21 protein-coding genes are annotated in these 24,880 nt (G+C 33.6%); 15 read left to right on the forward strand and 6 right to left on the reverse strand.

The annotated features are described in order from the left end of the window. Positions 1-137: 137 nt before the first annotated feature. Positions 138-842: a LytR/AlgR family response regulator transcription factor gene (locus BUC29_RS02875; RefSeq protein ID WP_073413164.1), complete on the forward strand. Its 705-nt coding sequence runs from the start codon at positions 138-140 to the stop codon at positions 840-842. After that, positions 843-2,930, forward strand: coding sequence for an ATP-binding protein (locus tag BUC29_RS02880; protein WP_073413166.1), 2,088 nt, complete (start codon positions 843-845; stop codon positions 2,928-2,930). It abuts the gene before it with no gap. 192 nt (positions 2,931-3,122) lie between these two features. Here the strand turns inward: BUC29_RS02880 and trxA are convergent, their stop codons facing one another. After that, entirely contained in the window at positions 3,123-3,440 is a 318-nt protein-coding gene (trxA, locus tag BUC29_RS02885; RefSeq protein WP_008466289.1) for a thioredoxin, read from the reverse strand. 243 nt (positions 3,441-3,683) lie between these two features. Here trxA and BUC29_RS02890 point away from each other — a divergent pair, with 243 nt between their 5' ends. Beyond that, on the forward strand, positions 3,684-6,146 hold the full coding sequence (locus BUC29_RS02890; RefSeq protein ID WP_073413168.1) for an AsmA family protein: 2,463 nt from the start codon (positions 3,684-3,686) through the stop codon (positions 6,144-6,146). 167 nt (positions 6,147-6,313) lie between these two features. Beyond that, positions 6,314-7,096, forward strand: a complete 783-nt coding sequence (locus BUC29_RS02895) for an HNH endonuclease (protein WP_073413170.1) — start codon at positions 6,314-6,316, stop codon at positions 7,094-7,096. Between the two features lie 48 nt (positions 7,097-7,144). On the opposite strand, the gene BUC29_RS02900 is transcribed toward BUC29_RS02895, so the two are convergent. Further along, a complete protein-coding gene (locus tag BUC29_RS02900; RefSeq protein WP_073413172.1) occupies positions 7,145-7,381 on the reverse strand; it encodes a hypothetical protein in 237 nt (78 codons plus the stop codon). 343 nt (positions 7,382-7,724) lie between these two features. Here BUC29_RS02900 and BUC29_RS02905 point away from each other — a divergent pair, with 343 nt between their 5' ends. After that, a complete protein-coding gene (locus tag BUC29_RS02905) occupies positions 7,725-8,039 on the forward strand; it encodes an HPF/RaiA family ribosome-associated protein (RefSeq protein WP_073413174.1) in 315 nt (104 codons plus the stop codon). A gap of 67 nt (positions 8,040-8,106) precedes the next feature. Here BUC29_RS02905 and BUC29_RS02910 read toward each other — a convergent pair whose 3' ends face one another. Then, complete coding sequence (locus BUC29_RS02910; protein ID WP_073413176.1) at positions 8,107-8,790, reverse strand: hypothetical protein; 684 nt, start codon at positions 8,788-8,790, stop codon at positions 8,107-8,109. 232 nt (positions 8,791-9,022) lie between these two features. Between BUC29_RS02910 and BUC29_RS02915 the strand changes: the two genes are divergently transcribed. The 5 genes from BUC29_RS02915 to BUC29_RS02935 all read left to right on the forward strand — a co-directional run bounded on the left by BUC29_RS02915 (position 9,023) and on the right by BUC29_RS02935 (position 13,393). Then, positions 9,023-9,511: a nuclear transport factor 2 family protein gene (locus tag BUC29_RS02915; RefSeq protein WP_073413178.1), complete on the forward strand. Its 489-nt coding sequence runs from the start codon at positions 9,023-9,025 to the stop codon at positions 9,509-9,511. A 262-nt stretch (positions 9,512-9,773) separates the two neighbouring features. Continuing rightward, a complete protein-coding gene (locus tag BUC29_RS02920; protein ID WP_073413180.1) occupies positions 9,774-11,156 on the forward strand; it encodes an ammonium transporter in 1,383 nt (460 codons plus the stop codon). A gap of 351 nt (positions 11,157-11,507) precedes the next feature. Continuing rightward, positions 11,508-12,185, forward strand: a complete 678-nt coding sequence (gene trmB / locus BUC29_RS02925; RefSeq protein ID WP_073408106.1) for a tRNA (guanosine(46)-N7)-methyltransferase TrmB — start codon at positions 11,508-11,510, stop codon at positions 12,183-12,185. A 41-nt stretch (positions 12,186-12,226) separates the two neighbouring features. Continuing rightward, positions 12,227-12,865 (forward strand): LysE family transporter, encoded by a 639-nt coding sequence (locus BUC29_RS02930; RefSeq protein WP_073413182.1) that lies wholly within the window; start codon positions 12,227-12,229, stop codon positions 12,863-12,865. Positions 12,866-13,066: 201 nt separating this feature from the next. After that, positions 13,067-13,393, forward strand: a complete 327-nt coding sequence (locus BUC29_RS02935; RefSeq protein ID WP_053469923.1) for an MGMT family protein — start codon at positions 13,067-13,069, stop codon at positions 13,391-13,393. 160 nt (positions 13,394-13,553) lie between these two features. Here BUC29_RS02935 and BUC29_RS02940 read toward each other — a convergent pair whose 3' ends face one another. Together BUC29_RS02940 and BUC29_RS02945 are read right to left on the reverse strand one after the other, a co-directional pair. After that, positions 13,554-14,879 (reverse strand): sensor histidine kinase, encoded by a 1,326-nt coding sequence (locus BUC29_RS02940; RefSeq protein ID WP_073413184.1) that lies wholly within the window; start codon positions 14,877-14,879, stop codon positions 13,554-13,556. Positions 14,880-15,039: 160 nt separating this feature from the next. Continuing rightward, positions 15,040-16,383, reverse strand: a complete 1,344-nt coding sequence (locus tag BUC29_RS02945) for a sigma-54-dependent transcriptional regulator (protein WP_073413186.1) — start codon at positions 16,381-16,383, stop codon at positions 15,040-15,042. A 157-nt stretch (positions 16,384-16,540) separates the two neighbouring features. On the opposite strand from BUC29_RS02945, the gene BUC29_RS02950 reads away from it, so the two are divergent. The 3 genes from BUC29_RS02950 to BUC29_RS02960 all read left to right on the forward strand — a co-directional run bounded on the left by BUC29_RS02950 (position 16,541) and on the right by BUC29_RS02960 (position 21,193). Continuing rightward, positions 16,541-17,785: an efflux RND transporter periplasmic adaptor subunit gene (locus BUC29_RS02950; RefSeq protein WP_073413188.1), complete on the forward strand. Its 1,245-nt coding sequence runs from the start codon at positions 16,541-16,543 to the stop codon at positions 17,783-17,785. A gap of 138 nt (positions 17,786-17,923) precedes the next feature. Further along, positions 17,924-18,631, forward strand: coding sequence for an ABC transporter ATP-binding protein (locus tag BUC29_RS02955; RefSeq protein ID WP_073413190.1), 708 nt, complete (start codon positions 17,924-17,926; stop codon positions 18,629-18,631). 135 nt (positions 18,632-18,766) lie between these two features. Next, positions 18,767-21,193 (forward strand): ABC transporter permease, encoded by a 2,427-nt coding sequence (locus BUC29_RS02960; RefSeq protein ID WP_073413192.1) that lies wholly within the window; start codon positions 18,767-18,769, stop codon positions 21,191-21,193. A 64-nt stretch (positions 21,194-21,257) separates the two neighbouring features. Here the strand turns inward: BUC29_RS02960 and BUC29_RS02965 are convergent, their stop codons facing one another. Beyond that, positions 21,258-22,877, reverse strand: coding sequence for a L,D-transpeptidase family protein (locus tag BUC29_RS02965; protein WP_073413194.1), 1,620 nt, complete (start codon positions 22,875-22,877; stop codon positions 21,258-21,260). Between the two features lie 406 nt (positions 22,878-23,283). Between BUC29_RS02965 and BUC29_RS02970 the strand changes: the two genes are divergently transcribed. Both BUC29_RS02970 and BUC29_RS02975 read left to right on the forward strand, forming a co-directional pair. Then, positions 23,284-24,414 carry an Mrp/NBP35 family ATP-binding protein gene (locus BUC29_RS02970; protein WP_073413196.1) on the forward strand — a complete coding sequence of 377 codons (1,131 nt, stop codon included), beginning with the start codon at positions 23,284-23,286 and terminating at the stop codon, positions 24,412-24,414. Positions 24,415-24,494: 80 nt separating this feature from the next. Beyond that, positions 24,495-24,734 (forward strand): NifU family protein, encoded by a 240-nt coding sequence (locus BUC29_RS02975; RefSeq protein WP_053469915.1) that lies wholly within the window; start codon positions 24,495-24,497, stop codon positions 24,732-24,734. Positions 24,735-24,880: the final 146 nt, after the last annotated feature.

The following is a 24,880-nucleotide window of genomic DNA, read 5'->3' on the forward strand; positions in this document are numbered from 1 at the left end:
ATCCTAAAGCTGTCAGGGATAGTTATATTCAGCTCATGAATTAATTACGAGACAAATTTGCGTCAATAAAACCTGGGCAAAAACAGCGAATAGACAAACAACATTTTAAATAGACAGACGACATAAATATAGTTTGAATGATGAAAAAATACACTTGTATTATTGTTGATGACGACGAAATTGACAGACTTACCGTGTTGTCTTTTGCTAAAAAATTCCCGATTCTGGATATTTTAGGTGTTTTTGATTCTGCCGAAGATGCGCTTCCCTTTATCGAAGAAAAAAAAGTAGATATTTTATTTCTGGATATTGATATGCCGGATTTAAACGGTATCGAATTCAGAAAACAAGCTCTGGAAATTCCGGTTTGTGTTTTTATTACGGCGCATCCCGAACATGCCGTTGAAAGTTTTCAGATTGAAACGCTGGATTTTATTGTAAAACCTTTAAAACTGGATCGTTTCACCCAAACCGTAAACCGTATTGAAGAGTTTATGGAAATCAAGCTCAAAGCCTCTCTTTTTGAAGCCAGCATTGGCGGTGATACTATTTATATAAAAGAAGGCCATGATCAGACTAAAGTCAAACTTCACGAAATTTTATACCTTGAAGCCTTAAAAGATTATACTTTAATTATTACCGATAAAAAAAGACATTGCGTTTTGTCGAGCATTGGAAATCTTTTAAAAGAAGATCATTTTCAATCGTTTATCAGAATTCACAGAAGTTATGCGGTTCAGAAACAGTTTATTCAGAAGATGAACTCAACGGAAATCATTTTAAATAATAATGTAACCATTCCGGTTGGAAGAAGTTACAAAGAAAACTTAAACCTGATTTAGATGAAGAAAGTCTGTTTTTTGTTTTTACTCGTCAGTATTTCTGTTTTTGCGCAGCAGGAACCTAATTTGGCAAGACTTAAAACAAGAAACGAAAAACTTAAAGCGTGGCTGAAATATACCAATGAAATTTTAGATTTAGAAGATTATCCAAAACTGCTAGTTGTTTCACAAAAAGGCATTGAACTTTCCGGAGATCATCTGGCTTACAAGTCAAGGTTTTATTTTTTAAAAGGAAATGCATACGAATTCAACAATAATCAAAGCAGAAAAGCCGCAGACAATTATGAACTTGCCTTGAAATATGCTCAAAAGGTAAAACATCTTAAAAACGAAACCTCGGCTTTAATGCGCCTTAATTATGCCTATTATGCTCTTAATGAAATTTCAAAAAGAAAACAATTAATAGCCTATATCAAACAAGTACTTGATACTACCAAAAATACTTATACACAGGCCGTTTTAAATGGAAGTTTAGGTGAATATTATCTTGACTATTCTGAATATGAGAATTTTATTAATTATCAATTAAAAGCGATTAATTATAAAAAATTGCTCGTAAAAAGCGTGGCAAATACTGAAAATATTGGCGTTTCGTATTGTCAGATTGCAAGTGCTTATGTCAAAATGAAGCAATTTGATAAAGCAATTGAATATCTCAATGAAGCTAAGCCTTATATTAAAACCTCTCCTTATATAAGTGCGTTTTCATGCAATTATTATATGCAGTGTTTTGCTGCGCAGAAAAAAACCGACAGCGTAAAAAAGTATTATAAGTTAATTTATACTTATCCAACTATAAAAGATTCTTTGTTTCTTAATTTGAGTTTTGCCAACCAAAGCATGTCTAAGTTTTATGCCGATAAAGGTCAGACGAATACAGCTTATTATTATGCTAAAAAAGCGGTTTTGTTTGGGCAAAAATCTACGGATGAAGAAATCCTGATGGAGGCCAACACCATTATGGGAAGGGTTTTATATGAAAAAAGAGATTATAAAAATGCTATTGAAACGCTGAAAAAAGCCTCTGTAAAAGCACTTACGTACGATAAAGAATTCTATGTTACGATAAATAAAAAACTATCGCAAAGTTATGCCGCACTTGGACTTTGGGAAGAAGCATTTCATTATAACGAAATCTATAGCAAATATAATGACGAAATGATGCAGGAATCTGCAAAACAAAATATTGCCAATGCCGAAGCTCGTTATCAGAATAAAACCAAACAGCAGAAAATTAAAAATCTTTCTACCGAGAACACGATAAAAAACATTCAGATTGAGGAAGCAAAAAAACAGCGTATTTATTTAATTTCAGGATTAGCTTTGGTTGGAATTATTGGATTATTATTGTTTAGGCAAAATCAAAACAGAAAAAAAACAAACCAAAAATTGCAGCTTTTAAATCAGGAACTGGATGAAGCCAATAAAATTAAAGCGAGGTTTTTCAGTATTTTAAATCACGATTTAAGAAGTCCAATTTCAAATTTGATTCACTTTTTACATCTTCAAAAAGAAAATCCTGAATTAATAGACGAAGAAACTGCGGCCAGAATGCAGACCAAAATCATTTCGGGAGCAGAGAATTTATTATCTTCTATGGAAGATATTCTGCTTTGGAGTAAAGGCCAAATGGAAAACTTCAAACCTCATTTTAAAGAAATTCCAGTTGAAGAAATATTTCAGGATACTCAAAAACATTTTTCAGGAATTGAAAACATCGAAATTTCATTTGAAAATCCAGAAAATCTAATTCTAAATACAGATGAAAATTATCTAAAAACCATCATCCGAAATTTAACGGGAAATGCTATAAAAGCACTTGAAAAAAGACAAAATCCCAAAATAATCTGGAAAGCCTGGCTGGAAAACAATCAAACCTTTCTTTCCATAACCGATAATGGCGCCGGAGGAAATCAGGAAAAATTCAAAGCCCTTTACGACGATTCGGAAGTCATCGGTATCAAAACCGGATTAGGACTGCATTTAATTCGTGATTTGGCAAACGCTATTAATTGTAAAATAGAAGTTTGTTCAAAACCAGATTTCGGAACGACTTTTACTATTGTTTTTACACACATAGAGACATAGTTTTTCTTTGTATATAGACGTTTCACTTGTTTTTAATACACATAGCTCCATGTTTTGTTTAAACAAAATGAAATGCCTTTTATTGAGTTTACAAAAACTATGTCTCTATGTGTTTAGAAAAAACGGTGCTTTCTCCAAATAAAAAAGGCCTGAAAAAATCAGGCCTTTTTTATATAAATCATAATCTTACGATTACAACAAAGCGTCTAAGCTGTCAGCGTAGGCTTGTTTCGGAGCAACTCCTACTTGTTTTCCTACTACTTCACCATTTTGAAACACCAAAACGGTTGGTATGTTACGCACACCATATTTAGCAGCAAATTCCTGGTTAGCATCTACATCTACTTTACCAACCACAACTTTACCTGCATATTCTTCGCTTAATTGGTCAATGATTGGACCAACCATTCTACAAGGACCGCACCATGCTGCCCAAAAATCTACCATTACTGGTTTATCTGATTTTAAAACTACTTCGTCAAAAGTAGCATCTGTTATTGCTAATGCCATAATTATTTTTCTTTAAAGTTATTCTCAGCTCATATCTCGGGGAGACTTTTTAAATACTTTCAGAACTGAGGTACAAAGTTAGAAATTAAAAACAAATCATACACCATTCCCAAATTAGTTTTGATTATAAATGCATCGTCAATTATTATACTATTTCCATGTGCTTTATTTACAAGCTCTAATCATGCTGTAAAAGAAAACCGTTTTTTATTCTTACCTTTAATCATCCTGAAAATCCACAACATGAAGGAAACTTTACTTCAAATAAAAACATTTTTCCAGTCGGTTCATTTTAAAAAATATGCCAGACGTTTTGGTATTTTTATTCTGATACTAATTGGATTGCTTTTATTAGCCTGTGGAGGGTTATCGATTTACTTCAATCAGAATAAAACCGAAATTATTGCTAAAATCAATACCAAGATTAATGAAAACATAAAAGGAAAGTTTCATATTGGCGATTTTCAGTATAAGTTTTTAACCGGTTTTCCCAATTTTACTTTGGCTTTAAAAGGTGTTGAACTCAAAGACAACAAATGGAATACGCACCATCATACTTTACTAAAAGCGCAGGAAATCGAAGCTCGTTTAAACGTTTGGAGTTTACTCCAAAAAGAAGTCAACATTCATAAAATCCTGATTAACGACGCCGATATTTACATTTATAAAACCAAAGACGGCTACACAAACTCAAATATTTTTAAAGCGAAAAAGAAAAAATCTCCCGAAAACAAATCAAAACCAGAAACTACAATTGACGAAATCGACCTCAGCGATGTTCATATTATTATAGATAATCAGCTTGGAAATAAATTATTTGATTTTGATGTTCACAGCTTAAAATCAAAAGTCGATTACGACGAAGACGACTGGAATACCGATTTGTTTATCAATACTCAAATAAACAGCTTAGCTTTTAATACCGTTCACGGAAGTTTTGCCAAAGAAAAAGAACTCAAAGGAACTTTGTCTGTTACATATCACGCCGACAAACAAAAGATTGATGTTTCGACCAAAAACTTAAAAATTGGTTCTGATTCCTTTGATATTGTGGCTTATTTCCATGTTGGCAAAAGCAATTCTCTTTTCGGAATCAATATTAATACGCGCATTTTATGGAGCAATGCTTCTCATTTATTATCCGGAAATATTAGTTCAAAACTGAATCGGTTTGATTTGAAAAAACCAATCGATGTAAACTGCGACCTAAAAGGTGATTTGAATGTGCACGATGATCCTAAAATTGTGGTTCAGGCTGTAGCCAAAAACAACAAACTCACGATTCCTGATGGACAAATTGATAAATGCAATTTCAGAGGAATTTTTACGAATAATTTTAAACCAAAAGACGGATTTAACGATCCAAATTCGGCTGTAATTTTAACCCGATTTTCGGGAGAATATGAAAATATTCCGCTTTCCATTCCGCAAGTTGTTATCAGCAATCTCGAAAAACCAATCGCAACCGGAAACGTAAGTTCTGATTTTGATATCGAAAGATTAAACGAAGTAAGCAACGAAAAGTGGATTCATTTTGAAGAAGGTCATGCAAAAGCCAACTTAAAATTTCAGTTTGATATTGTCGATTTGTACATTAACAAACCCAGATTTATCGGAAATATTGATGTCGACAATGCTTCGTTTCATTATATTCCTAAAAATGTTCATGCCGTAAAAACCAATATTCATCTCGATTTTACCGAGAAAGCTTTACTCATTAAACAAATCGCTTACAAACATAAAAAGAATACAATTTTTGTAGAAGGAAAAATTGATAATTTCCTAAACCTATATTACGACGTTCCCGAAAAAATGATTGTAAACTGGAAAATTTATTGTCCAAATATTGATTTGAAACAATTTCTAGGTGTTTTGGCTTCTTCTCAAAAAAAGAAAACCGTACTTAAAAACAATAAAAGAACAACGATTTCTAATCATCTGCGAAATGTGATCGATAAATGTGTTGTAGTTATTGATATTAAAGCAGACAAAATCAATTACAATAAACTGACAGCAACAAATACAAAAGCAACAATTTCAATGCTGGATTCTAAATTGGTCATAAAAAATGGTTCGCTCCAAACTTCTGGCGGAAGCATAACTTTTAACAGCGAAGTTTTACCAAACGGAAAAAACTATGCTTTCAGTTCAAACGCACAGGTAAACCGAGTTGATATTGCCAGTTTTTTAAGATCGTTCAACAACTTCGGAATCACATCTTTTAATCCAAATAACATAAAAGGAAGATTAACCAGCACTGCAAACGTAAGCGGATTTATCAACAGCCGAGGTGAATTAATCACCAATTCAATGCACGGGAAACTCAATTTCAAAGTCAATCAAGGTGCATTGCTCAATTTTGAGCCGATTGTAAAAGTGGGCAAATTTGCTTTTCCTTTTCGTGATGTTAAAAATATAACTTTCAGCGATTTATCCGGAAACCTCAACATGCGCGGAGAGCAAATTGACGTGAATAATTTAACCATAAGTTCAAGCGTCCTAAACATCGATGTTGACGGAATTTATTCTTTCGGCCGAGGAACCAATCTCGCCCTGACAATTCCACTAAGAAATTCTAAAAATGACGCCAAACTAGCCAGCAAAGCCGAACGTGATGCGGTTCGTGAACGTGGTTTTGTGCTGCATTTACTTGCTGTTGATGATGGTGGAAAAATGAAGATTAAGTGGGGGAAGAAGGAGAAGTAAAGTTCTTCCTTTTGTCATTCCGAGGAACGAAGGAATCTCACTAGAGAATCGACAAAGATTGACAATTTTCTATGCAGAAACAACTCATTATCTTTTTCTTAATTACAAATTCAATTGTTTTCAAAAGTAATTTTAGAATATTTATATTTACTGAAAACAAATTATAAATGCCACAACCAAAATCCAAACCTAGACTTTGGACACGAGACGAATTAATCGTTGCCTTAAATCTATATTTGACAATCGAATATGGAAAAGTACATGATCAAAACCCAGATGTAATTAAATTGGGCAGTCTTATAAATAGAAGTCCCGGTTCAATATCTATGAGACTAAGTAATTTTGCTAGTGTGGATCCATTTCACCAACAAAGAGGTGTTAAAGGTTTAAAAAATGGAATGAATCAAGTAAAACCTATTTGGGATGAATTTCACAACAATAGAGAAGAATTATTATTTCAAAGTGAAGAAATTCTTGCAACAAAAGAAAATACATCTATTAATGATAAATATGAACCTATTCTTTTTGACTTAAAAGATTTACAAGGAGAAACAGTTATACGTGAAATAAAAACTAGAGTAAATCAATGTCTTTTTAGAAAAATGGTTCTTAACAATTATTCTAATAAATGTGCTATTACAGGAATTGATATTCCTGAATTATTACATGCTAGTCATATAGTTCCATGGTCCAAAAACGAAAATGAAAGATTAAATATAGAAAACGGTATTTGCCTTTCTGTACTTTATGACAAAGCCTTTGATAGAGGTTTGATTGGAATAAATACAAATCATGAAATAATATTTTCTGATACACTTAAAAAGAAAAAAGAAACAGAATTCTATAACAGATATTTTAATTTGATTGAAAATCAAAAGATATCATCTGCCAAAATCCTTCCAGGAAAAGCATTTCTCCAGTATCATTTAGACACGATTTTTAACAAATAAATAATTTTTAGAAAAAAAGCCACTTCATCAGTGGCTTTTCATATTTTCTTAATTCTCAACCTCAAAATAAGGGTTCAAAATCTCGGCTAACTCATTCAGCCAGAAATAACCTTGTTCAACTGATTTTGGATCGATTTGCAGGGTTTCGCATTCTCGCATTAGAGACATAGCAAGAAGATAATTTACTTTTCGAATTGCTTTTGCGAAACTTTTAGGATCTGTCGCCTGATTGAAAAATTCATTTAACCGCAATTCGGTTTCTTTCGAAAGGGTGTTTACACTCATCTATTTGAAGTTTAGGGAATATAAAACCCATACGGGTTAGCTGTCCTACGCCTTCAAATACGCGTTGCAGTTGTTTCCAATACCGCCAGCATACCGCATGGGCAAGAAGATTTTTTGTGTTTATAATTTGAAGTTTAGGACTGCAAAGATATCAAAAAATCTGAGCCGATAATTTGAATTTCTTACAAATTAGTTTGTTTGCTGATACAGCATTTGCAGCGCGATTTACCTTTCTCAGAAATTAAAATTTAACCCTAAAAATTTCATAATGTTTCCTTAACTCGCTTGGCTTTTCCTTCTAAAAGAAATAGATTTGAGAAACAATCATTAAATAGAATCCGTTATGAAAATTCAAATCAATACCGATAAAAACATCGAAGGACACCAAAGATTAGAAAATTATTTCTCTGAAGAATTAGAAAAAGGCTTAGCGCGTTTTGAAGATAAAATCACAAGAATCGAAGTACATTTTGGAGATGAAAACGGCGAGAAATTCAGCCTAAATGATAAAAAATGTGTTCTTGAAGTTCGTACCGCAAAATTACAGCCAATCACTGTAACAGAACACGCTGAAACTCTTGAAAAAGCTTTTAACGGTGCTTTGAGTAAAGCTAAAAAAACACTTACTACAACTTTCGAAAAATTGAAAGCACACTAAAAATATATAGATTAAGTTTTTTTAAACCATATAAGTTATATAAGATAATTTATATGGTTTAATTTTTTTATGATTTTGGCAGAGGTGCTCCAACAGCGATATCACAGCGATGTCCCGGTTGTCCGTGTGGCGGATTCATTCCTTCTGCAACTGTTTTGTTGGCATCTGTACTTAATAAAGCAGGAACCGGATTTGATGAAGGCGCAGGAACGGTAACATTCTGTGTCATTGTTCCGCTTTGTGGTGTTGAAGCTGTTGTTGTAGTTTTGGCAACCGGAGAATTTAAAGGCGCTCCAACCGGAATATCACATCTGTGTCCCGGCTGTCCGTGCGACGGATTCATTCCTTTTCCAACTTTTACCGGCGCAGCAACTGTAGTGGTAACCACATTTTTTTGATTCGGATTTACTTGTACTGTTTGTCCCGGTTGCGCCTGAACTTGCTGTACTTGTTGAACCTGCTGTGTTGGTGCAGAATTCAAAGGTGCTCCAACAGCAATATCGCAGCGGTGTCCCGGTTGTCCGTGAGCCGGATTTAATCCCTTATTATCACTTAAAACTGTATTTGGGTTTGCTGCTGAAGTCTGAGTCTGCTGCTGCACTATTGAAGGTTTTTTTGTAGTATCTTTTGCCAGTCCAAGTCTTACCAATTCAGATGTTGCTGTGGTTTCTTGCGGCTCTAATTCTTTTTTGCAGGAAACAAAAAATAACGAGGTTATAATGAGTGAACTTAGTAGGATTTTTGGATTCATAATTTGGGATATTTAAAAAGCTCTCAAATATACTCGTTTTTTGAGATTAAACCATAATAAGTTATTTAAGATAATTTAAGTTTCGGGTCTTGCAATACTGTAAAGTTTTTTGCACGCAGATTTCGCAGATTAGGCAGATTTTTTAAAATTTACCTGCGTTTAATCTGTTTAGATCTGTAAAATCCGTGTGCCATCAAAAAATCCTTATCTTTAAACTCAAATACAATCTCTCATGAAAAAAACACTTTTACTGTTATTATTCGTCGCTTCTTTTGCAAATGCTCAAACCGACAAAGACAAAATCAATCAAACGCTTGATGCTTGGCACAAAGCCGCTGCCGAAGTAAAATTTGATGCTTATTTTTCTGCTTTGGCAGATGATGCTATTTATATTGGAACTGACGCAACCGAAAACTGGACTAAAAAAGAATTTTCAGTTTGGGCAAAACCATTTTTCGACAAAGGAACAACCTGGAATTTTAAAGCCTTAGAACGTAATATCTTTTTTGACAAATCTGGAAAAACAGCCTGGTTTGATGAATTGCTGGATACGCAAATGAAAATCTGCCGCGGTTCAGGAGTTTTGGTAAAAGTTGGTAAAGAATGGAAAATTCAGCATTATGTTTTATCAATGACCATTCCGAATGATGAGGTTGATGCAGTAACAAAGCTAAAAGCCCCAATTGAAGACGCTTTGATTGCGAAGCTTCAAAAAAAATAAACATTTTTCAACTTTATTCTTATATACATAACTTTTTAAACACTTTACTAGTTAAAATATTAAATTAATTATAATGTAATTGACAAAATTGGGCGTAATTTAGGGTGTCAAAATAAAATAGTATCAAAAAAACAGGGTGTATTTTATAAATTTATTTAAAATAAAAATGCACCCGCTATTTTAACAGCCCTTAAAATCAGAATATTTAATTTTTTTTAACTTTGACCCCAAAAAAAATAGGGTTCAATTAAGTATTTGAAAAATGAAAATAGAAAAACGCTGGATTATTTCCTTCATTATGATAAGTGTTGTTTGTACTATTGGTGCATTTTGGCCAACAGTAACAGAAAATAATTATGTTTTATCAGAATTTGGAACTACAGATCACATTGTACCAGCAGATGTTGCCTGGATGCTTACTTCAAGTTGTTTAGTATTAATTATGACACCGGGATTATCGTTTTTTTACGGCGGAATGGTGGGCCGTAAAAACGTAATTTCTACCATGTTGCAAAGTTTTATCTGTTTAGGTGTTGTTACACTTTTATGGGTTGTGGTCGCTTTTAGTCTGGCGTTTGGCGAACCGGTTGGCTTTGGTTCAGGAGATCATTTTTATAGTTTTTTCGGAAATCCAACAACTTTTGCTTTTATGGATTATGTGGGCGTTTTGCCTCATAAACAATTGGCAAGTACGATTCCGTTTATGCTTTTTGCTTTATTTCAAATGAAATTTGCGATTATCTGTCCGGCAATTATTACGGGTTCGTTTGCAGAGCGTGTTCGTTTTATCTCTTATTTAGTTTTCATTAGTTTATTTACCATTTTTATATATGCTCCATTATGTCACGCGGTTTGGTATCCAACGGGTGTTTTAGGAAGTTATTTTGGAGTTAAAGATTTCGCCGGAGGAACTGTTGTCCATATGAGTTCTGGTTTTGCAGCTCTGGCGGGAGTTTTAGTTTTAGGGAAAAGAAAAAACAGTCAGCATATTCCAACAAACATTCCGTTTGTGTTATTAGGAACAGGAATGTTATGGTTCGGATGGTTTGGTTTCAACGCCGGATCTGCACTTGCTGCTAACGGAACTGCTGCAATGGCTTTTGCAACAACCACAACTTCATCGGCAGCAGCCATGTTAACGTGGATTTTCTTTGATAGAATGAACGGAAGAAAAGTTTCTGCTCTTGGTGCCTGCATTGGTGCCGTTGTTGGTTTAGTAGCTATTACGCCAGCCGCGGGATTTGTTTCTGTACCGGAAAGTATGTTTTTTGGATTTGTAACCGCTTTGGTTTCAAATTCAGCTGTAAACTGCCGCTTCTCTAAAAGATTCGATGATACGCTTGACGTTTTTGCCTGCCACGGTGTTGGAGGAATTATGGGAATGATTTTAACAGCGATTTTTGCTCATGGCGAAGATGCAAGTTTACTACACGGAGGCTGGAACGTTTTTGGTCACCACATGATGGCATTGGTTCTAGTTTCTATATTTACTTTTTTTGGAGCTTATTTCTTATTTAAAGTAACCAATTTCATTATTCCGCTTCGTGTTTCTGAAGAATCAGAACATATCGGATTGGATTTATCGCAGCACGATGAAACGCTTGATCCAAAATTAAAACCAATTACTGAACCACATTACGGTTAAGAATATTTTTTTTTCGCCACGAATTCACGAATGATTTTAAAAATACAATTCGTGGATTCGTGGCAAACAATTTAAAACATATAGTCCCTACGGGACATTTCATCAAATCAACATTTTTTTCTACCGATCTTTAACTCCTAACGGAGCATATCTCGTAGAGATTAAATATCGGTAAAATCAATATCGCTCACTTTGAAGTTGTCCCGTAGGGACTATACAGATTATTTATGTAAAAAAAATCTTTTTAATCTGTGATCCCGATAGCTATCGGGAGTGGCTAAAAATTAAAACCCTGTTTACACCCCGTTGATTCGTTTATATTCCTTAATTTTGCCGAAAATTTTTGTAAAAGTGGGAAGTAAAAATAAACTAAAAAGATTCAGAGAAAACGAAACATTTCAAAACGTTTTTCAACCAACAAGAGAAGAAGTTGTAGGCGATTTAATGCCTTTAAAAGGGAAATGGAATTCGGATTTCTTTAAAAATGATAATCCTCTGGTTTTAGAATTAGGATGCGGGAAAGGTGAATACTCAGTTGGATTAGCAGAAAAATATCCCAACAAAAATTTTATCGGTATTGATATTAAAGGCGCACGTTTCTGGCGTGGTGCAAAGACTGCTGTCGAAAACGGACTTCATAATGTTGCTTTCGTACGTACTCAAATCGAATTAATCAATCACATTTTTGCCGAAGGCGAAGTAGATGAAATCTGGATTACTTTTCCGGATCCGCAGATTAAATATAAGAGAACAAAACACAGAATGACAAATTCTGAGTTCCTGAAGTTGTACAAAAAAATCCTTAAAAAAGACGGTGTCGTAAACCTTAAAACCGACAGCGAATTTATGCACGGTTATACGCTTGGGCTTCTTCATGGAGAAGGACACGAGGTATTATACGCTAATCATAATGTTTACAAAAATGAAGGAAGTCCGGAAGTTGTAACTTCGATCCAGACATTTTATGAAAAACAATATTTAGAAATTAACAAGGCAATTACGTATATTCGTTTCAAAATTAAAGACTAATTTAATTTTGAAACGAATCTTTTAACCGATTAACTTACTGAATGGTATACCTTACTCCTATTCTTTCAGGTTTTATTGCCGCCGCAATTGGGATTATTCCTCCGGGATTAATCAACATGACAGCAGCCAAAATAAATTTGAAAGAAGGAAAAAAGAACGCTTTATGGTTTGTTATTGGAGCGGTTTTGGTCATCTTTTTTCAGGTGTATGTTGCAGTTTTATTTGCACGTGTCATAGATAATCGGCCAGATGTTGTAACACTTTTACGTGAAGTTGGGTTTGTTATTTTTTCGATTCTAACCATTTATTTTTTGTTTATTGCCAAAGAACCAAAAACCAAAAAGAAATCGAAAATTAAAAAGAGCAGTAAAAAAAGCCGTTTCTTTCTTGGAATGCTGCTTTCGGTATTAAACTTTTTTCCAATTCCGTATTATGTTGTAGTGAGTGTCACTCTGGCTTCATACAATCTTTTTGTATTTGAAAACACTATTATTTTCGCGTTTGTTTTAGGTTCGGTTCTGGGATCATTTGTTGTCTTATACAGCTATATTGCTTTCTTCGGAAAGATTGAAAAGAAAACGGATTACTTAATGCGAAACATGAATACTATTATTGGAAGTATTACGGGTTTAGTTGCCGTTGTGACGCTTTTTAATATTTTGAATTATTATTTCGGGTAAAATTTTATAGGCCACAGATTATACGGATTAAAATGATTTTTACTTTGTGGTTAGATATTTTTCACGGATTTATTTAGCAGATCTAAAAGGGTTTTAAAAAATAATCTGTTTAAATCTGCAAAATCTGCGGGAAACTTAAATTTTAAGACAAAGCAAAAAAATCATTTTAATCCGTTAAATCTGTGGCAAAAAAACTAATGTATGGCTGAGGAAAATTTTTTCGAAAGAGTGTATGTAATTGCCAGACAAATTCCGTTTGGGAGAGTCACTTCTTATGGCGCAATCGCAAAGGCTTTAGGTACGGCACGTTCGGCACGAATGGTGGGCTGGGCAATGAATGCCTGTCATAATATGGACGATGTTCCGGCGCACAGAGTCGTAAACCAAAAAGGACTTTTGACAGGAAAACATCATTTTGACGGAACAAATTTAATGCAGCAGCTTCTGGAAAATGAAGGTATTAAAGTGGTAAACAATCAAATCGTCGATTTTGAAAAACACTTTTGGAAGCCTGAAGTTCAATACTAAAATTTTCACCATATAAGTTATATAAGTTCATTTAGCTTTGATTCACTTTGTCATTTAGTCTCGCAAAGTCGCGAAGTCGCAAAGCTTTTTTTATTTTCTTTGCGAGAGATCTATACGTAATCCTTAATATGAACTTATATAACTTATATGGTTCAAAAAACTAGATCAGGCAGATCACAAAACTCGTTTTATCTTCATCAGTTTGGTAGCTTAAATAGCCGCCGTGTGCTTCGATGATGTTTTTAGAAAGCGTTAAACCAATTCCGGCGCCGTCTTTTCTTGTAGTGAAAAAAGGAAGAAATACTTTGTCCTGAATTTCAGGAGCGATTCCTTTTCCGTTGTCAGCGATTGTGATAAAAAAACGATTGTTTTCTGTATAACTTGAAACATACATTTTCTTTTCGCTTTTTTCTTTTAAGGCATACACACTGTTGGTTATCAAATTGATAATCACTTGTTCCATTTGATTTTTGTCAATCATAATTGAACGTGAACTGTGAATATCATTTATTAATTCTATATTTTCTGCTTTCAAAATCGGACTCATAATTCGGAGGCAGTCTTCGAATAAAGCGTTAATTGGCGTCATTTGTTTGGTTGGCGTTGGCAGCATGGCCAGTTTTCTGTAATTTTCGACAAAAACCTGCAAATGATCGCTTCTATTTATTATGGTCGAAATACTGCTTTTAATATCATCAAAATCATCTTCTACTAAATTTTCCTGATCAACAATGTGCAGTAAATTCTGCGAAAGCGCACGAATTGGTGTTAACGAATTCATTAATTCATGCGAAATAATCTTCATCAAATTAATCCACGCTTCTTTTTCTTTTTTCTCAATAACACGCTGAATACTATCTAATAAAATAATAAAATATTCTTTGTTATAACTTTGAGTATGCGATGTTTGCAGCATAAAAGTCTGCAAATCCTGTTCTTCTATTTTTATTGAAATTGCCGATTTTAACTCGCTGAATTCTGTTTTTTCAATTTCACTGCAAAGTGATGGCAGGTAATTTTTAAGATATTTCCAATGACTGACTTTTGGAACTTTAAATAAATCTGAAAAGCAGTCGTTCATTAAAAAAATGTTCCAGTCTTCGTTATCTTTTTCCAGAATTAAAGCCGCTGTATCAATATTGTTTAAAAGCGAACGATAAATCATTTCTTTTGACGTTTGTTCCTGCTGCCGAATTTTTAAATTTTCATATAAAAGATACAGGCTTTTGAAATTGTCTTTTTTATTCTCTTCGGGAAAATTGGTCGAAAAATCATTTTGAAGAATTGAAAGCAAAGTTCTGTCGTAAAACTGCAGTTGGTTTTTGACATAAAAATACATTTCGGCCAAGAACAAAAAAACGAAAAACCCAACCAAAAGCGCGTTGTAATAAAACGTTTTGTAAATAAGAAAAACGCAGCAGAAAAAGAGTATCATTACAAACAAAACTCTAATAAACAAAGCATTATAAAATTTCCAGTTTTTCATTTAGTTTTAATTTTAGCCACAGATTACACAGATTAAAATGATTTTAATTTTTGTCTTTAAAATTAATTTTTCACGCAGATTAAGCAGATAAAAAAATCCTTTTAATCTGTGTAATCTGTGGCAAAAAAAAAATCTTGCTTCTTGGCTCTTGCTTCTTTCTCTAATTCTTCAAATCGTATTTTTCTATTCTTCTGTATAAAGCAGCTCTGGACAAACCCAATTCTTCGGCGGTTTTAGAGATATTTCCGTGATGTTTAAAAAGTGCTTTTTCGATGGCTGTTTTTTCCATTTCAGATAATGGATTATCATCGTTTTCCTGAATATCTTCAAAATCCAGAATATCTAAATCAGTTACCGAAATAGTATTGTTTTCAGCTAAAATAACGGCACGTTCAATCTTGTTTTCCATTTCGCGCACATTTCCTTTCCACGGATATCTTTCTAAATACGGCGCAGCGTTTTCTTCGAAATGCCAGTTTTCCTGATTGTATTTTTCGGCAATATTTTCAAGAATAAAATTTGCCATTGGCACAATATCATCTTTTCGTTCACGCAGAGAAGGCAGGTTTATTTCCATTGTATTGATTCTGTAAAGCAAATCTTCCCGAAAAGTTTTGCTTTTTACCTCAGCTTTGATATCATTATTGGTTGCCGAAATTATTCTCACGTTTAAAGGTCTTGGCTTGCTTTCGCCCAAACGCGTAACGGTTTTAGTCTGCAGAACGTGCAATAATTTTGATTGTAAATGAAGCGGAATATTTCCTATTTCATCCAAAAAAATGGTTCCGTTCTGCGCCATTTCAAATCTACCAGGCGTATCGGTTTTGGCATCTGTAAAAGCGCCTTTTGCGTATCCAAAAAGTTCGCTTTCAAATAAATTATCACTTAAAGATCCTAAATCGACATGAATAAAAGGCTCGTTTTTTCGCGCGGAGTTTTGTTGAATAAACTCCGCAAAAACATATTTTCCGGTTCCGTTTTCACCTAAAATTAAAACGTTTGCATCGGTTCTGGCTACTTTTTCGGCAATTGCGTAGGCTTGTTTTATTTTGGGAGATGTGCCTACAAAATAACGTTTCTCTGTTTTTTCAATAACTGGTTTTTTGCTGTTTTTTCGGCTTTCGGCGACAGCCTTATCAATTGTTTCCAGTAATTTTTCGTTGTGCCAGGGTTTTAAAACATAATCAAAAGCACCCATTTTTATTCCTTCAACTGCTGTATCAATTTTCCCGAAAGCGGTCATTAAAATCACAATTGTGTTTGGCGAAAGTATTTTTATTTCTTTCAGCCAATGAATTCCTTCGCGTCCGTCTTCAAAACCAATTCGGTAATTCATGTCCAGTAAAACGACATTTATTTCGTTTTCATTCAAAATTGAAATGATTTTTTTTGGGCTGTTTGTCGTAAAAATCGTTTCAAAATGTTTTTTGAGAATCATTTTTGCCGAAAAAAGAATTTCTTCCTGATCGTCAACGATTAATATTTGGGCTTGCTTTTTTCTCATGCTGCAATTTTTTGTTCGATTTTGAACGGTCAACTGTTCATTATCGGACACTCTGTTTTTGGATAGTTTTTAAAGTCTCTTTAAAATCAATACTTTACAAAAAATAAATTTTATGGCACAGTATTTACCTATTGGTTATCAGTAAATTATTTAAAAAATGGACAAGGTAATTCCTCGTAAAAATAGAAAATTTAGATATCTCACAATAGCAATTGGAGTTTTTTTAGCTGTGGCTGTAATCGTGTTTTTTTCTTTTAATTCAAAAAGAAGTTTAAATGTAAAAGCCGAAGAAATTTCTATTCATAAAGTTGAAAAAGCTTTTTTTGAAGATTTTGTTGTTTTTCAGGCAAAAGTCGAACCACTGAACGTAATGCTTGTAAACGTTACAGAAGGAGGATCTGTAAAAGAGATTTTTGTAGAAAACGGTGCAATGGTTACAAAAGGCCAGTCGCTGGCGCGTTTGTATAACCCAAATACTGAACTGAATTATCTAACTCAGGAAACGGCAATTATTGAACAGATTAATAATTTGAATACGGGGAAACTGAACATTAGAAATCAGGAATTGAATTTGACCAAAGATTTGGTTTTAATCGAACATGATTATAATGATGCCAAAAGATTATACGATTTGAATGCGAAATTGTTTGCCAAAGATGTGATTTCAAAAAACGACTGGAATACTTTTAAGGAAAGCCTTCGTTTTCAGGAAGAACGTAAAAAAACAATTCAGCAGAGCATTCAAAAAGAAAAACAATCGAATCAGCTTCAGATTTCGCAAATAAACCGCTCGATTCAAACTATGGAAAAAAGCCTTGAGATTTTACGAAATAATAAAAAGAACTTTTTGATTACGGCTCCTGAAACGGGAAGATTAACTTCATTTGAAGCTGTGTTAGGACAAACATTTCAGGCGGGTCAAAGCATTGGAAAAATTGATTCGAAAAGAGGTTACAAATTATCTGCCGATGTTGATGAGTTTTATCTGGAAAAAATTCATGAAGGCTTAAAAGGTCAGGTAGAATTTAAAGGAAAAACTCTTGAAGTTGTGGTTACCAAAGTTATTCCTGAAGTTAAAAACGGACATTTTATTGTAGAATTGGCTTTTGCGTCTAAAGAATATATTGCTTTGCAAGACGGTTTAAGTTTTGGAGTGAAGCTTATTTTATCTGAGAAAAATAAAATTCTGGTGGTACAAAAAGGAAGCTTTAATCAGGAAACTGCCGGAAAATGGATTTTTGTAGTAAAAGGAAATAAAGCCGAGAGACGAAATATAAAATTAGGCCGCGAAAATCCTTCGTATTACGAAGTTTTGGAAGGGCTTAAAGAAGGTGAATCTGTGATAATTTCATCTTACTCTGATTATAAAGATATTGAAGAACTTTCGATTCAGTCGCAGTAAGCAGTCGCAGTGTTCAGTCGCAGTTCACAGCTTACATTTTACAATTCACAACTTACAATTCACAACTTACAATTCACAATTATAAAAAGGTTTCAATCATCAATCAAAAAACGTATTTAATAACTAATCCTTAAAATTATGATTACGATACAAAATTTAACCAAAGTATTTAGAACCGAAGAAGTTGAAACTGCAGCTTTAAGCGGAATTAATTTAGAAATTAAAAAAGGGGATTTCCTGACTATTATGGGACCTTCCGGCTGTGGGAAATCGACTTTGTTGAATATAATCGGACTTTTGGACAGCGCTTCTGATGGAAGTTACAAATTGCTGGACCAGGAAATGATTGGTTTAAAAGAAAAAGGCAGAGCGGCTGTTCGTAAAGAAAATATCGGTTTTATTTTCCAGAATTTCAACTTAATCGACGAGCTTTCTGTTTATGATAATATCGAACTGCCTTTGCTTTACAATAACGTAAAAGCATCTGACCGAAAACAAAAAATTGAAGCTATTGCTGAGAAATTAAATATTTCACACCGATTGAAACATTTTCCGCAGCAGCTTTCGGGTGGTCAGCAGCAAAGAGTTGCCGTGGCAAGAGCTTTGGTTAATGATCCTAAAATTATTCTGGCCGATGAGCCAACAGGAAATCTGGACAGTAAAAATGGTAATGAAGTAATGGAACTTTTGACTGATTTACATGCCAAAGGCGCTACAATTTTGATGGTTACCCACTCTGATTATGATGCTTCTTTTTCGCAAAGAACGATTCATATGAAAGACGGAGTTATATTCTCTGAAAAACTAAATCAGAGAAATGTAGATGTTTTTATGGACGCTAAATAATTACAAAATGATAGACTTTGTTGTTACTGCAATCATGGTTCTGGCAGAATTTGTTTGCAAAATTTTTAATCTTCTTTTTTAAGGCAAAACCGGCCTTTTGACCAAAATAACTAACATAATTATAAAACGTATACCATGATTTTTAACTGGTTTAAAATATTTGTTTATCATTTAAAGCAAAGCAAATTGTTTTCGCTTTTAAATGTTTTAGGATTAAGTATTGGGGTTGCCAGCGTGATTTTTGCTATTTTATACTGGAATAATGAGCACGCTTATGACCAATGGAATCCTAAAAAAGAAAATGTATATCAGGTTCTAAATATAATAGGTTCAACCGGCGATACCTGGGCGACAAGTTCAATTCCGTTTGGGCAGACTTGTAAAGCTACAATTCCTGAAATCGAGCAAATTTGCTTTATGAACGACTGGTACAATGAAGCTGTTGTAAAATATCAGAATAAAAAAGTAATCGATAAAAAGATCACGATATCTGATAATAACTTTTTTGATTTCTTTCCTTTTCCAATTATTAAAGGAGCCAAAAAAGATATTTTAAAAGAAAAAAACAGTGTAGCAATTGCCGAAGAACAGGCAAAACTGCTTTTTAATGATGAAGACCCAATAGGAAAATCGATTATATACAACGATAAGTCATACATTGTAAAATCTGTTTATCGCATTGTAAAACCTTCTTCTTTTGAACCTAATTACGTTTTTGGCGATATTATTCGCGAGGGCGATATTAATAACTGGGGAAATTTCAGCTATGGTTTAATGATTAAAATTAAAAAAGGAGCTGATCTGGCGGTAGTTTCAAAGAAAATACATAACGTAAATTATGTAAACAGAACTTTGAAAGATGCCAAAGAAAGCGGCCAGACTCCTGAACAATACATTAAAGAAAATGGCGAAATAAAAGTTGTTCTTGACCAGCTTAAAACTTTGCGTCTTCATGGTACAAAAACTACGGGATCTGCTTCCCCTGAAGGAAAAGGTAACTTACAGCTTATTTACATTATGGCTGGTTTATCGATCCTGATTTTGGTTTTATCATTGGTAAACTATATTAATCTGGCAACGGCATCTGCTATTAAACGTGCCAAAGAAGTTGGAGTTCGCAAAATTGTAGGTGCTTCAAAAAACCAAATTATTGCACAGTTTATTTTCGAAACGGCTATAATTGTAACGCTGTCCATTTTGTTTGCCCTGGCAATTGTTGAACTTTCTTTACCGTATTACAATACATTTTTAAGAAAAACCCTGACTATGAATGGCGGTGAATTTTACCTGCAGCTTATTTTGATTTTTGGATTAGTAATCATTCTTGCTGGTATATTCCCTGCCATTTATATCTCAAACTTTGAAACTTTAAAAGTTTTAAAAGGGAATTTCTCCAGAAGTAAAAGCGGTATCTGGATTCGAAATTCGATGCTTATTTTTCAATTCGGAATTGCGGCTTTCTTTATCATTGGAGCTCTAATTGTAAATTCTCAGGTTGATTATATGATGAATAAAGATCTTGGTTTTAGCGGAAATCAGGTTATCAGGATTCCGTTTAATTATCAGGATTATGCTAAAAAAGGCGATAAATACCAGCTTACCAAACAAGAAATTCTTAAAATTCCGGGAGTTGAGGAGGTTTCTACTTTCGCAGGAACTTTTGGAAACAGTACAAATTCCAGCTCTGGTTTTACACACAATGGTGTTTTTGTTCAGCCAAGAAATGTCGAAATGGATTTTGACTTTTTGAAAATGATGAAAATTAAAATTGTTGAAGGCCGCGATTTGTCTCCAAAATTTGCTTCAGATACGATTGACAACTGGCTGATAAATGAAACGCTGGCTAAAACTTTGGGTCTTAAAAATCCAATTAATACGGTCATAACTTCGGGCTGGGGCGGCGAAAAAGGCATTATGAAATTTAAGGTTGTGGGCGTTGTAAAGGATTTTCACATTACCGGACTTCAAAATAAAGTTCCGCCAATGGTTTTCATCAACATGAAAACTTTAAAATGGAATAATTTTCAAAATGTGTATGTAAAAGTTTCTCCAAATAATTTATCTGAAACATTAGATAAACTAAAAGTATATTGGGAGAAAAACGTTAATCCGGATTATCCTTTCTTTTATGAGTTTGTAAATAAAGGTTTTGCGAGAACTTATGAGGAACAAGTCAAACAAAAAGATTTGTTTTTTATCCTGAATCTGGTTGTAATTACGATTGCTATTTTCGGATTGTTTGCTTTGGCATCATTTTCGATGGAAAGAAGACTGAAAGAAATTGCAATTAGAAAAACCCTTGGTGCAGAAACAGATGTTTTACTAAAAGAATTATCAAAACAATATATTCTTTTCTGCTTTATGGGATTTGGAATTGGTATTGTTCCGGCTTATATTTTATTGCAGAAATGGCTGGAGGATTTCGCTTTTAGAATCAATATTTCGCCAGTTCCGTTTACCGTTGCACTTATTTCGCTGGTAATGCTTACTCTGCTGATTGTTTTGGCAAAAGCGTATCAGGTTACTAAAATAGATGTTTTAAAATATTTAAAATACGAATAAACTTGTAGACCATTTTTTTAAAGAATCCCCGTCAGGATGTGAGAATCCTGACGGGGATTTCGTTTTATTTAAGTGCAACAGCATCAGAATAAAGCAATTTATCTAAACGTGGATCGCGGTCATAAACATCAGGATAAAAACCAATTTCGCCATCATCGTTTACCCAGGCCGTAAAATATCCTATATAAATTGGTATTTTCTTTTTGAGCATGCAGGTAGTTTCTTTTTCACCGCTCATGGCTTGATTAATTTTATCTACCGGCCAGTCTGGATTGTCTTTTAAAATTTCTAATGCCAGTTGTTTTGCATCTTTTACATTAATGCAGCCATGGCTGAAAATACGTTTTTCAAAATCAAATAAACTTTTTGCAGGTGTGTCGTGCAGGTAAATATCATTTGGGTTTGGAAACATAAATTTGACTAATCCTAAAGAATTATTTGGTCCGGGTTTTTGTCTCACATTTCCTCCGTTCCATTCCATGTTGTGATCTGCGAGGTAATTTTTGTCTTCGGCCATTTTGAGTTTTAATTCATTTTTTATGATACTTGCCGGAACGTACCAATAAGGACTGAAAACAATTCGGTCGATATTACCGCTAAAAATTACCGTTTCGGTCATTCGTGTTCCCACAAAAACATCCGAAACCAAATCGTATTTTCCGTTTTTTACATACACAAGTCTAAACGACGGAATATTTACCATTACATATTCATCGGCTTTTGCCAGTTTCGTCGGAATCCATCTACAGCGTTCCATATTCAGCATAATAGTTCGGATTCTATTGCCTATTGGCTCGTTCATCTGATCGATTTGTTCTTTTGTAAAAGTATAATTCAGTTTAAGTCCGTAACGCTTTTTGTATTTCAAAACAGCGTCCATCATTTCCTGATCATAATATTTACTTTTAGAATCTTCTTTTAAATCGCCAACCACAAACAAACGTTCCCTAATCTGCTGGATCACTTTTCCGCTGTCTAAAGGCTTTAGTTCTTTAAAATTGGCTTCGTCAATTTCAATTTTTTTCCAAAGTCCGTTTTTTTCAATATTGCGGTATCTCTGTAATACATTTTGAAGTTTATAATATTGGCTAAAGAGAAGATTTTCGTCTTTATTCAATCGGCTTGGATCTCCCATTAACGAATCTAAAATTCTATCGTACGAAATGGTCTTTGTAGGCAAAAACCATCCAATTTTTTTTAATGTTTCGGGATCGACACCAGAGTAAACATTACTTGCATAAAAGACATACATATTAGAAAGCAGCAGTTCTGTATCTATCTGCGGAAGTTTATTCGAAACGTTTTCATTAAAAACATCATCAACCAAATCCATATAAGGCATTTCGGCATTAATGCCCTGCTCTTCCAACAGGCTTACTTTATGATACAGTAAAGCACCAAATTCGCTTACACTTTTATCATCATACCAAATCGTCTTATATTCTTTCTTTTTATAAAGCTCTTCAACATCTTTTTGGTAATTTTTGAGTTTGGGATATTTTTTATAAAAGCTATTTATCGAAGCTCCGTCTACTGTTCCTAAAACAATATTTTTTTTGGATTTAAAGACGTTTTTTAATTCTTTAATATCATTCTTGGATTTAAAAGCAATGCTTGTCGGATTAAAAGAAAACATTAAAAAACTACAAGCAATAATTACAATAAGAGAAGTAAAATTTCGCATATTTTTAAGGTTTAAATTTTTAAACAAAAAATTATTTTAAAAAATATCGAAAACTCATAAAGAAGCTCCAAAAATAAGTTTTCATACTTTTTTGTACAATTGGAAATCTTTGATTTGAGGTACTCAAATTTAATCAAGATAATCGAGAATTCTTATTTTTTATGCAGTAAATTTCATACGAATTTTTGCAGGTGAAATCATCAAAAATAAGTTTCGGGTATCTTATTCTCATTTCAATGCTTTAAAAAAATCGATATTCATCATTTTGACTAATCTCTATATCAATAAATACAATTTAAAAGGGTTTAAATCCGAACTTAATCTGTTATCTTTGCAGTCTGAAATCAGTTTAAATTAACATAGAAGTTTCAAACCGATTTCTTTCCATACATAATAGCACAATAAAATGAAATTAGATAGAAAAGAAATTCTAAAGGCTTTAGAAACAATCACTATAGCCGGAGAAGGCAAAAATATGGTCGAAAGTGGTGCGGTTGCTAACGTAATTACTTTTGGAGATGAAGTTGTTGTTGACTTAGTATTGCACACGCCGGCGATGCATATCAAAAAAAGAGCTGAGGATGATATTAAAAAAACGATTCACGAATTAATATCTGCCGATGCAAAAATTAAAGTAAATATTAAAGTTGAAACTCCTGAAAAAGCCGAAATTAAAGGTCGTGCAATTCCGGGAATTAAAAATATTATTGCAGTAGCTTCTGGAAAAGGAGGAGTTGGAAAATCAACAGTAACTGCAAATCTTGCCGTTACGTTGGCAAAAATGGGCTTTAAAGTCGGCGTTTTGGATGCTGACGTTTACGGTCCTTCTATGCCGATTATGTTTGATGTTGAAAACGAAAAACCGGTTTCTATTACAGTTGACGGAAAATCAAAAATGAAACCAATTGAAAGCTACGAAATTAAGATGCTTTCTATTGGATTTTTTACAGCACCAAGCCAGGCCGTGATCTGGAGAGGCCCAATGGCGGCAAAAGCTTTAAACCAAATGATTTTTGATGCAGACTGGGGAGAATTGGATTTCATGCTTCTTGATTTACCTCCGGGAACTGGAGATATTCACCTTTCTATCATGCAGTCATTACCAATTACAGGAGCTGTAGTGGTAAGTACTCCACAAGCTGTGGCTCTTGCCGATGCTAAAAAAGGGGTTTCGATGTTTATGCAGGATAACATTAATGTTCCTGTTTTGGGAATTATCGAAAACATGGCTTACTTTACACCAGAAGAACTCCCAAATAATAAATATTATATCTTTGGACAAGAAGGAGCAAAAAACCTTGCAGAAGACTTAAATGTTCCATTTTTAGGAGAAGTTCCAATTGTACAGTCTATTCGTGAAGCAGGCGATTACGGGCGTCCGGCAGCTTTGCAGACAGCATCGCCAATTGAAGCTGTATTTGAAGAAATCACGAGAAACGTCGTTCAGGAAACTGTAAATAGAAATGAAAGTCTTCCGGCTACTGAAGCTATTAAAATTACAACAATGGCTGGCTGTTCTGCAGTGAAAAAAAATTAGGATAATTGAGATAATGGGATAATGAGATAATTTTTTAAATTTTCTAATTGACGCATTTTCTAATTGACACATTAAATATTATGACAACAGAAGAATTAACAAATAATGTTTTATTGGCTTTAGACGAGATTAGGCCATTCTTAAAGTCTGACGGCGGAGATATTTCGCTAATTTCTATAGATGATGATAAACATGTAAAAGTTCGTCTTGAAGGTGCATGCATAAGCTGCAGCGTTAACCAGATGACACTTAAAGCAGGAGTTGAAACGACTATAAAAAAATATGCACCACAAATTGAAACTGTGGTAAATATAATGTAACAAAAAGTAGTCTTGATCCTCTTATTTTGATTTGTCTGAATTAACAAGAATAATAGGCCTTTAAGTAATAACTTTTGCAAAAATTCAATAAAACTACTGTAAATTTGTAGTTTTTTGAGGATTTCATAAAAAACAACATAAAGATT

The organism is Flavobacterium defluvii, from assembly GCF_900129555.1.
GTDB lineage: Bacteria > Bacteroidota > Bacteroidia > Flavobacteriales > Flavobacteriaceae > Flavobacterium > Flavobacterium defluvii.